General features: G+C 66.7%; 9 protein-coding genes and 1 pseudogene. 5 read left to right on the top strand and 5 right to left on the bottom strand.

Annotation, left to right across the window (positions count from 1 at the left end; translation table 11 throughout):
* Window positions 1-268 precede the first annotated feature (268 nt).
* Both hemN and ACXJL8_RS23130 read left to right on the top strand, forming a co-directional pair.
* Entirely contained in the window at window positions 269-1621 is a 1353-nt protein-coding gene (gene hemN / locus ACXJL8_RS23135) for an oxygen-independent coproporphyrinogen III oxidase (protein WP_456620305.1), read from the top strand.
* 132 nt (window positions 1622-1753) lie between these two features.
* Window positions 1754-1951 (top strand): DUF1858 domain-containing protein, encoded by a 198-nt coding sequence (locus ACXJL8_RS23130; protein WP_456685642.1) that lies wholly within the window; start codon window positions 1754-1756, stop codon window positions 1949-1951.
* Window positions 1952-2067: 116 nt separating this feature from the next.
* On the opposite strand, the gene ACXJL8_RS23125 is transcribed toward ACXJL8_RS23130, so the two are convergent.
* Window positions 2068-2778, bottom strand: a complete 711-nt coding sequence (locus ACXJL8_RS23125; protein ID WP_456685641.1) for a Crp/Fnr family transcriptional regulator — start codon at window positions 2776-2778, stop codon at window positions 2068-2070.
* A gap of 137 nt (window positions 2779-2915) precedes the next feature.
* On the opposite strand from ACXJL8_RS23125, the gene ACXJL8_RS23120 reads away from it, so the two are divergent.
* Window positions 2916-4127, top strand: a complete 1212-nt coding sequence (locus tag ACXJL8_RS23120) for an NnrS family protein (protein WP_456685640.1) — start codon at window positions 2916-2918, stop codon at window positions 4125-4127.
* Here ACXJL8_RS23120 and ACXJL8_RS23115 read toward each other — a convergent pair.
* Window positions 4124-5143 carry an AraC family transcriptional regulator gene (locus ACXJL8_RS23115; RefSeq protein ID WP_456620308.1) on the bottom strand — a complete coding sequence of 340 codons (1020 nt, stop codon included), beginning with the start codon at window positions 5141-5143 and terminating at the stop codon, window positions 4124-4126. The two genes, ACXJL8_RS23120 and ACXJL8_RS23115, sit on opposite strands and share 4 nt — an antisense overlap.
* A gap of 204 nt (window positions 5144-5347) precedes the next feature.
* On the opposite strand from ACXJL8_RS23115, the gene ACXJL8_RS23110 reads away from it, so the two are divergent.
* Together ACXJL8_RS23110 and ACXJL8_RS23105 are read left to right on the top strand one after the other, a co-directional pair.
* Complete coding sequence (locus tag ACXJL8_RS23110) at window positions 5348-5968, top strand: response regulator transcription factor (RefSeq protein WP_456620309.1); 621 nt, start codon at window positions 5348-5350, stop codon at window positions 5966-5968.
* Between the two features lie 173 nt (window positions 5969-6141).
* On the top strand, window positions 6142-7815 hold the full coding sequence (locus ACXJL8_RS23105; RefSeq protein ID WP_456620310.1) for a mucoidy inhibitor MuiA family protein: 1674 nt from the start codon (window positions 6142-6144) through the stop codon (window positions 7813-7815).
* Between the two features lie 193 nt (window positions 7816-8008).
* On the opposite strand, the gene ACXJL8_RS23100 is transcribed toward ACXJL8_RS23105, so the two are convergent.
* The 3 genes and pseudogenes from ACXJL8_RS23100 to ACXJL8_RS23090 all read right to left on the bottom strand — a co-directional run.
* On the bottom strand, window positions 8009-8833 hold the full coding sequence (locus tag ACXJL8_RS23100) for a heme ABC transporter ATP-binding protein (RefSeq protein WP_456620311.1): 825 nt from the start codon (window positions 8831-8833) through the stop codon (window positions 8009-8011).
* Window positions 8830-9918: a FecCD family ABC transporter permease gene (locus ACXJL8_RS23095; protein WP_456620312.1), complete on the bottom strand. Its 1089-nt coding sequence runs from the start codon at window positions 9916-9918 to the stop codon at window positions 8830-8832. The genes ACXJL8_RS23100 and ACXJL8_RS23095 overlap by 4 nt, the downstream gene beginning before the upstream one ends.
* Window positions 9915-10223: pseudogene (locus ACXJL8_RS23090) on the bottom strand (hemin ABC transporter substrate-binding protein); the annotation flags it as partial. The gene ACXJL8_RS23095 and the pseudogene ACXJL8_RS23090, both read right to left, overlap by 4 nt.

Genomic DNA, 10223 nt, shown 5'->3' with positions numbered 1-10223 from the left:
ACATTGACGGTGTGCGGCGGACTGCCTCCACATCGTCGTTGCGAGGAGCCCTTGCGACGAAGCAATCCAGCCTGTCTCCGCGAAACGATTCTGGATTGCTTCGCTGCGCTCGCAATGACCGAGAGGTCGCGCGAGCAACGCCATCATCGGCCAAACCCGGCGCCGGGACTTTGAGCGAGCGCAAAGTCATCTCCCCATAAACGGGTAGTCCAATGCCATCCGGGACCTGCCGCGACTTGCGCGGCATGAATTTACGAATGGGTAAGACATGAGGACTGATCTCGCAGCGAGCTACGGCGAGGAACGTCTGCCGCGCTACACGAGCTATCCGACCGCGCCGCATTTCTCGCCGGCGATCGGCCCCGAGGCTTACGCCGGGTGGCTGGCCGAGCTTGCTGCCGGCACCAGCGCCTCGCTCTATCTGCACGTGCCGTTCTGTCGCGAGATGTGCTGGTATTGCGGCTGTCATACCCAGATCGTCCGCCGCGACGAGCTCATCGCGGCCTATCAGCGGACGCTGCGCAGCGAGATCGCGCAGGTGTCTGAGACCATCGGTCGCCGCATCAAGGTCGAGCACATCCATTTTGGCGGCGGTACGCCGACGATTATGGCGCCGGAGGCTTTTGCCGAGTTGATGGCGGCGATTCGCCGCGCGTTCTTCGTGCTGCCTTCCGCGGAGATCGCGATCGAGATCGACCCGCGGACGCTGACCGCCGGCATGGTCGAGGCCATGCGGCTCTCCGGTGTCAACCGCGCGAGCCTCGGGGTGCAGAGCTTCGATCCCGTCGTGCAACGTGCGATCAACCGGGTGCAGAGTTTCGAGCAGACGGCCTCCGTCGTCGGCATGCTCAGGGGCGCCGGCATCAAGGGGATCAACTTTGACCTCATCTACGGCCTGCCGCACCAGACTGTCGCTTCCTGTCTTGACACCGTGCGGCGCGCCCTCGCGCTCGCGCCCGACCGTTTCTCGGTGTTCGGCTATGCGCACGTGCCGAGCTTCAAGAAGCACCAGCGCATGATCGGCAAGGGTTTCCTGCCCGACAGCCTGGCGCGCCACGACCAGGCCTGTGCGATCGCCAACGCGCTGAAGGAGGCCGGCTATGTGCAGATCGGGCTCGACCATTTCGCGCGGCCCGACGATTCCATGGCCGTGGCCTACGAGGAGCGGACGCTGCGGCGCAATTTTCAGGGATACACGACCGACAACAGCGCGGTCCTGCTCGGCTTCGGCGCCAGCGCGATCGGGCATCTGCCGCAGGGCTATGTCCAGAACGAGGTGCAGACCGGCGCCTATGCGCAAAACGTCGCTGCCGGCCGCCTGGCCACGGCGAAGGGCTATGGGCTCACCGACGACGACCGGCTGCGCGCCGACATCATCGAACGCATCATGTGCGAGTTCGGCGCCGATCTCGGCGACATCTGCGCGCGACACGGCGCAGAGCCCGAGGCGATGCTGACATCGGCACCACGGCTGAAGGCGCTGATCTCCGACGGCGTCGTCAAGCTCGACGGCGACCGGATCGCGGTGGCCAAGGACTCCCGCTTCCTGGTGCGCAGCGTTGCAGCCGCGTTCGATGCGCATCTCGACGGCGCGAAGCAGCTGCACAGCCGCGCGGTGTAGTTTCTCTCCGTCATTCCGGGCTCGCGCCAAGAGGCGCGCCCCGGAATGACGGAGAGGATTTTGCGCCAGCTTGCGCTTCGACAAAGAGGTCACCGCTCGCTCCGCTACCGTCTGATCGGAACGGAGTTATCCATGCCTTTCCGATCCGACGATCTGGTCGATGACATCATGCGCACGGCGCCGCATACGATCCGCGTGTTTCTCGCCTTCCGGATGGCCTGCGTCGGTTGTCCGATCGCAACCTTCCACACGGTGGACGATGCCTGCCGCGAGCATGGCATCGACCRCGACAAGTTCCTCGCCGCGCTGTGCGATTGCGTGCCGGCATGAGGGGGTTGGAATTCGCGCTGGGCGCGCGGATTCCCGGGTGAGGGAGAGTTTTCGCCGTAAGCGGAAGCGCCCCTCACCCTATCGTCTGAGGCGGAGGAGGCGCGGCAAGACGGCCTTCACGCCGCGCCGCGGTCCGGGTTCTGCTCCGTCAGCACGACGATCTTGTGCGGCTCACGCAGGATGATGCGCTGGCGGCCGCTCTCGACGAGTCCCTGCTGCTCCCAGCTGCTCAGGATGCGGCTCACGGTGTGCAACGTCGTGCCGGTCATCTGCGCGATGTCCTGGCGGCTGATCGGGAAGTCGATCTCGATGCCCTGATCGAGCTTCTTGCCGGATTGTTTGGCGAGCCGCAGCAGCGCATGCGCGACACGCTGCTCGACCTGTTGGGTCGACATTTCCAGGATGCGGGTGTGGCTCTCCTGGAGCCGCGCCCCGACGGTCTGAAGCGTGTTGGTGGCGAGCGCCGGAAATCGATCGGCCAGCCGCGGCCAGGCGGCGGTCGGCCAGATCAGGACGACGCTGTCGTCGACGGCGGTCGCGGTCGCCGGGTACTGCGCAAGGYCGATCGCCATCGCGAGCCCGAAGGTCTCGCCGGGCGCGACATAGCGCACCACGATCTGCTCGCCGGTCGGCGTGGTCTTGGCCGCGCGGACATGGCCGTGCAGCAGCAGGAAGAACGACTGCGCGTCCGCGCCCTGCTCGAAGATCGCGCTGTTCTTCGGATAACGCACCGAGCGGGCCTCGCGCAGGATCTCCTCGCGGTCTTCCGGCTTGATCTCCGCAAACAGCGGCAAATGCGCAACCAGCGATGTGTCGACCTTGGCCATTCTGCTCTGCCTCCCTGGCGCAGCGCTCGGGAGTGTGATGGCACCTGCAATCGTCCGGCAGTTTGCGATAGCGCAAAGCGGGCCGGCCGGACGGCAGTATTTTTCCATGTAACGGTCCGATTTCACTGGAGTGCCCCATGGCTGGTGCCCGATCCCGCAATTTTGAGGGCTGGCCGCTGTTTGCGAACAGCTTTCGGCCCTTCTTCCTGCTGGCCGCGATCCAGGCCGCGCTCTCGATCCTGGCCTGGCTGCCGACGTTCTATGGCGAACTGTCGGTGACATCGGCTTTTGCGCCGCGCGACTGGCACGTCCACGAGATGCTCTATGGCTTCCTGCCGGCGGTGATCACGGGATTTCTGTTCACGGCGATCCCGAACTGGACCGGCCGGCTGCCGATCCAGGGCACGTCGCTCGGGGCGCTGCTGATGGTCTGGCTCGCCGGGCGCGTCGCGGTGACCCTGTCTGCCGACATCGGCTGGGCGTTTGCGCTTGCCGTCGATGCTGCCTTCCTGGCGCTGGTCGTCGCCGCCGCAACCCGCGAGATCATCGCGGGCGGCAACTGGCGCAATCTGCCCGTGGTGGTGCTTGTGCTGGTGCTGCTCGCCGGCAATGTCGCCTTTCATCTGGAGGCGCATGATGACGGCGCTGCCGATGTCAGCATCCGCGTCGGCATCGGCGTGGTCGTGCTGCTGATCGCGCTGATCGGCGGCCGCATCATTCCGAGCTTCACCCGCAACTGGCTGGTCRAGTTCAATCCAGGCCGCCTGCCGGTGCCGTTCGGACGTTTTGACGGCGCGGTGATCGCATGCAGCGCGCTGGCGCTCATCTCATGGATCGCAGCGCCGCTGAATGTGGTCACCGGTGTCGCGATGGCGCTTGTCGGCGCGCTGCATCTGGTGCGGTTTTCGCGCTGGGCCGGCGACCGCACTGCGGGCGAACGGCTGCTCCTGATCCTCCACGTCGGCTATGCCTTCGTGCCGCTCGGCTTCCTATTGCATGCCCTGGCCGTCTTCGGCGCCCTGCCGCCGAGTGCCGGCATTCACGCCTGGATGGCGGGCGCGGCCGGCATCATGACGCTCGCGGTGATGACGCGTGCGAGCCTCGGCCATACCGGACAGGCATTGACGGCCTCGCCCGCGACGCAAGCCATCTACCTTGCGATCATCGTCGCGGCGCTGGCGCGCGTCGCTGCGGTGGTGTGTCCGGGGCAAAGCGATGTGCTGCTGCATGTTGCGGCCCTCGGCTGGGTCGCCGCGTTCCTCGGCTTTGCGATTGCCTTCGGCCCGCTGCTCGCCGGCAGCCACCGGCGCGCTCTCGCCACGATGGGCGCGGCAGCGCCGGCGCGCTAGGCCGCGGCTGACTTCTCCAGCGGCCGCGTGCCCTTGCGCCATTCGGTGATGGTGCAGCCGAAGCGGCCTCGGAACCAGCGCGCCATGGCGCTTTGCGCGGAGAAGCCGAGCTGCACGGCGATATCCGCCAGCGGCCGGCCGGGGTCGTCGATCAGCTGGGTCACGAGATCGGCGCGCTGGGCGTCGAGGATCGCCGAGAAGCTGGTGCCTGATGCGGCGAGGTGGCGGTGGATGGTGCGGCGGGTGCAGGCGAGATGCTCGGCCACCCGCTCGACGGTGCAGTCGCCGCTTGCGAGCAGGATGCGCACGACCTCGTCGACCTTCTCCTCCCAGCTTGCCGGCCGGGTCTCGATCGCCTCGATCCGCTTGCGCAGATAGCTCGCGATCAGGGGATGTGCGCTCGGGATCCGGCGCTCCATGTCGTGCGCCGACAACAGGATCGCATCGTCTTCCGCGTTGAAGGTCACACGGCAGCCGTAGAACTCGCGGTAGCGCTTGCGGTCGTGCGGCGGCGGATAATGCAGGTGCACCTCCTGTGGCCGCCAGTCCTGGCCGAACAGCGACTGGATGATGCGGTGGACGCTGCCGAGCGCCATGTCGATCGACTGGCGCGGCGCGGTCGGCTGCCGCCCGCGCAGATGCAGCGTGACGGTCACGGTCTGCTTGCTGCGCGCGACGTCGAGCCGCATGCCGTCGTGATGGATATGGATGAAGCGCGAGAACGCCTCGATCGCCTCGCCGACGGTGGCCTGTTCGCGCACGATCAGGCCGACTGCGCCGAAATTGGTCAGGCCGCCGCGCTCGGCGAGCCTCAAGCCGAAATCCTCGGCACCGGAAGCCTCTGCCGACAATTCCAGCAGGCGGCGAAGGCCTGTGACGGCAATGGGCGTATCGGGCTTGTCGAGGCAGGCCAGCGGCAGCCTGACCTTGCGCATCATCTGTTTGGGGTCGAGCCCGACCGACCGGGCGACCTCCGGATAATAGCTCAAGCCTGCGCTGCGAATGAGGTCGGTCATGCGAACCGTTCCTGCCAGCCATTCCCGCAGATGTCCCGAAATGTAAAGTTTCTGTCCCGATCCGTCAAATCCGGGAACAGCGCGGAACATACATAAGGAGAACCGAAGCACGGGCGTGAATGCCGTGCTCATGACGGCGCGGCTGGGCGATGAGGCCCGCTTCCGTCTCGGATCATTTGACCAAGACATTGCTGGATCGGGATTATGCCGGGGAACATGCTTTCCAAGGGTGAGGTATTCGTCATCGATACTGACGCCGCCTCCCGCGAACAACTTTCAACGGCGCTTCAACAGCGCGCCTATGACGTGATCTGCTTCGCCGACGGTGCGTCTCTACTGTCGGAAGCAAAGGCGCGGATGCCGGCCTGCGTGCTGCTGGAGATGCCGCCCGATCGCTCCGGCCTCGACGTGCTCAAGCGGCTGCGCGAGGAAAACTGCATGGCGCCGGTGCTGGTGACCTCGGCCAACGGCAGCATCGCCATGGCGGTCGACGCCATCAAGAGCGGCGCGGCCGATTTCATCGAAAAGCCGTTCCGCACCCGTGACATCGTCGACCGGATCGATGCCGCGATCGACGAGTTCGCGCAGCCCGGTTCGAACCGGCAGCGCTGGCTGCCCGGCTGCGAACCCCTGACCGGGCGCGAAGGCGACGTGCTCGAGCATCTCGCCGCCGGCCTGACCAACAAGGAGATCGCCCGGCGCATGCATCTGAGTGCACGGACGGTCGAGGGCTACCGTGCCGGCATTCTGAAGAAGGCCGGCGCCAAGAACGTGACCGACCTGCTTCGGCGCATCTTCGGCCAGGGTTCGCCCGGCCCGGTCTGAGGCAGATCCGCCGCGGCGCGCCGATGCGTTCCGCGGCCTTGGTACCGCCGCAGCGGTGCCCCACGGAAACCCCAATCGAACCAGTTCCTTCGCTGCCGCGTCCAACCATGTTGGCGAGGCATTTTGATCGCGCGTCCGGCTGGCGGCGCGGCGATATCGGCAGGAGGGACTTTATGCGCATCACCGCAAGATGTTTGGCAACGACGAGCCTGGTTCTGGTGACCATGGCGGCGGCATCACCGTCATGGGCCGCTGATCTCGACGCCAATTCGGCGATCGACACCGTCACGGTTTATCCGGACGGCGCCACCGTCACCCGTATCATCACGGTCGACTTGCCGCCCGGCGACTCGACGCTGGTTGCCAAGGATTTTCCGCTTGGTCTCGATAGCTCCTCCATCCGGGTGGAGGGTGAGGGGAGCGCAAAGCTCACCATCGGCACGATCGACGCGCGAACGCCGCGCGCGGCGCCGGTCAACCTGCCCGAGCTGGAGAAGCGCATCCAGGCTCTGAACGACCAGCGCGCCGACCTGGGAGACGCGATCGACGCGCTGAATGCGCGACGAAAATTTGCGGAGCGCTTTGCAGAAGCCTCTCCCGCTGGGATCGGCGACAAAGGAGAGGCGAGGCCGGTCGCCGAATGGCGCGCGGCCTTCGCAGCAGTCGGTGAGGAGGTCGCTGCCGCGAACACCGCCGTCCGCGATGCGACGCGCAAGGTGCGCGAGATCGATCGGCAGATTGCCGAGCTTGAAGCCGAGCGCAAGGCTAAGCCGACGACAAAGCTCGAGGTGCGTATGGACGTTGTCGCGCCCGCCGCGACCAAGGCGACGTTGCGGGTGACTTACAATGTGCGCAACGCGCGCTGGCTGCCGCTCTACGACGCCCGGCTCGACACCGGCGCCAAGGACCGCAAGCCGCAGCTGGAGCTGGTCCGCCGCGCCGAGATCACGCAATCGACCGGCGAGGACTGGTCGAACGTCACGCTGGGCGTCTCCACCGTCCGCATCGGCCGCGGCGGTAGCGCGCCGGAGCTGAACACGCTGGCTGTGAGGTATCCGCAACTGCCGAAGCCGCTGGCATTGGGCGCGGCGTCGGACATGGCGATGCCCGCGCAGCCGATGACGCGGCAGGCGCAATCTCCGGCGATGGCGAAAGCGGCGGAGCCCGAGCTGCGTGAGCGCGCGGACGAACAGCAGGCCAACGCCGAGATCGGCGATTTCCAGGCCGTGTATCAGATCAGCGGCCGCGTCAGTCTCGGCGCCAATGAGGGCGCCAAGAGCCTGCTCATCTCCTCCATGACGGTGACGCCCGACCTCGCCATCCGCGCCGCCCCGGTCGTGGATCCAACTGCTTACCTCGAGGCGTCATTCAAGCTTGCCGAGGATACCAATCTGCTGCCCGGTAAGGTCGCGATCTTCCGCGACGGCACGTTCGTCGGTCGCAGCAAATTCTCGACCGCCGCGCGGAACGACGCGATCCGGCTTGGCTTCGGTGCCGACGACAAGATCAAGATCGAGCGCACCGTCATCAGGCAGAACGAAGGCACGGCCGGCGTGATCGCGTCCTCCAAGACCGACACGCGTTCGTTCCGCACCGTCGTTCGCAACGGGCACGACTTCCCGATCCGCATCGCGCTCGAGGATCAGCTTCCGGTCAGCGAGAACGAGGATATTGGCGTCGAGATGCTGTCCTCGACCACGCCGCCCACGACCACCAATCTGCGCGACAAGCGCGGCGTGCTGGAATGGGCGTTCGACGCAAAACCCGGCGAGATCAAGGAGATCAAGTTCTCCTGGCGCATCCGCTGGCCGAAGGACAAGAGCATGGTGATCGTGCCGGCGGGTTGAAGTTTAGTCGCCGCGAAGGAAAGTGCGCTCCCTCTCCCGCTTGCGGGACAGGGCTGGGGTGAGGGCTCTCTCCACACCGGGACACTCCCCGTGTGGAGAGAGCCCCACCCGGCGCTTCGCGCCGACCTCCCCCGCAAGCGGGAGAGGTGCAGCCAGTCTGCGGCTACATCGATCGCCCCAAAGTCACTACACTCTAGAGAATTGGCCGCGGCGGCAGTTCGGCTTGCCCCGCCGCCCGCATCGATTGCGGCAGCACGTAAGGCACGCCGTCGTCGGTCTGGTGGACGACGGCGTCGATCTCGAAGATGTCGCGGATGGTCTCGCGTGTGACGACCTCAGTGCGCGGGCCGTCGGCGGCGAGACGGCCGCCGTTCAGCACGACGAGCCGGTCCGCAAAGCGGATCGCAAGATTGAGGTCGTGCAGGATCGCGATCACAGCGGTGCCACCGGCCGCGCGGCGGCGGGCGGCTTCGACCAGGTCGATCTGGTGGCGCAGATCGAGGCTCGAGGTCGGCTCGTCCAGCAGCAGCAGTCCCGGTCCGTGCTCGGCCTCGCCGCAGGCGAGCTGCACCAGCACGCGGGCGAAATGAGTACGCTGCTGTTCGCCGCCGGATAGCGTCGGCAATTGCCGTTCGCGAAAATGCGCAAGGCCAACCTCGTCCAGCGCGGCGTCGACAAGCGGGCCTGCATCGCGAAGGCTGCGATCGCCCGCGCCCATCAGCACGATTTCCTCGACGGTGAAGGGAAAGCTGACATTGATGTGCTGGGACAGCATCGCGCGGCGCGCGGCGAGTTCGCGCGGCGTGAAGCTGCGGATGTCGCGCTGCTTCAGCCGCACCTCTCCCTCGCTCGGGCGGAGATCGCCGGACAGCAGCCGCAGCAGCGTCGATTTGCCGGCGCCGTTCGGGCCGATGATGGCGACCATCTCGCCGGCTGTGACAGCAAGGCCGACGCCATCGAGCAACGTCGCGCGGCCGGCGCGTTTGCTTAAAGCCCGCGCTTCGATCACGGCGCTCATAGCGAGCCGAGCCCGCGCTGCCGCAGCAGGATCCCCAGGAAGAACGGCGCGCCGACCGCGGCGGTCAAGATCCCGATCGGCATCTCCGCCGGCGCCACGATGGTGCGCGCCAGTGTGTCGGCGCCAACCATCAGGATGGCGCCGAGCAGCACCGAGGCCGGCAGCAGCAGGCGATGCGTCGGTCCGATGACGAGGCGCAACAGATGCGGCACGACGATGCCGGCGAAGCCGATGACGCCGCTGATCGACACCGCGACCCCGGTCATCGCAGAGACCATGACGATCGAGATCCGCTTCAGGCGTTCGACGTCGACGCCGCCGTGAAAGGCGTCGGCTTCACCGAGTACCAGCAGATCGAGGCCGCGCGCGATAAAGGCGCAGGCCGCAAGCCCGAGTACGAGAACCGGCGCGAGTAACGCCGCTTTGCTCCAGGTCGAACCGCTCATCGAGCCGAGCAGCCAAAACGTAATGTCGCGGAGCTGGCGGTCGTCGGCGATGAACACGAGCAGGCCGATGCCGGCATTGGCGATGGCGGTGATGGCGACACCGGCGAGCAGGAAGATCGCGATCGAGGTTCGCCCGGCACGGCTGGAGATGCCGTAGAGAATCGCGGTCGCCGTCAGCGATCCGGCGAAAGCCGCGAGCGGCAACAGCTCGGTCTGGAGGAAGTGCAGCGTCTGGCCGAAGCGCGAATCGGTGAAGACGATCGCGCTTGCGGCCGCGAGCGCGCCGCCGCTGGAGATGCCGACGAGTGCGGGGTCGGCAAGGGAATTGCGAAACAGCCCCTGCATGATCGCGCCGGCGGCTGCCAGCAGGCCGCCGACCATCGCGGTCGCCGCGATCCGCGGAATGCGGATCGACCACAACACGAGCTGGTCGCGGGCCGTCACTGCATTCGCGGCGCCGTCCGAGACAAGCCCCAACGCGGCGGGCAATCGTGAGAGCGGAATGCCGGCTGCGCCGACGGTGAGCGCAATGATCGCGGTCGCTGCGAGCGCCGCAAGGAGCACCGGAATTGCGATCGATGCGGAGCGCCGCCCTGCGCCGGCGCGTCGCCGCGCGTCCGTCCCGATCGCCACGCTCATTGCCGGCAATTCGCCGCCGACAAGGCCGACGTGAATGCGCCGCCGCCCCCGTCGGCCAATGCCGGATAGAGCTTAACGGACAGATCTCGCGCTGCTGCGGCCGTGCGCGGTCCAAAGCCGAGCAGGTAAAGCCCGTCCATGGTGATAAAGCCCTTGTTGGCTGCGACGGGCGTCAGCGCAAAGCCGGGATGGGTGTAGATCGCGTCGGCCTGGAGCGTGTCCTTGCTTCGCTCGATCGACAGAACGACGTCGGGTTTGGCCGCCACGATCGCCTCGTCGCCGATGTTCTTGTAGCCATCGTAGTC

Source organism: Bradyrhizobium sp. P5_C11_2 (assembly GCF_054049755.1).
This window is presented reverse-complemented; position numbering and strand designations above follow the sequence as displayed.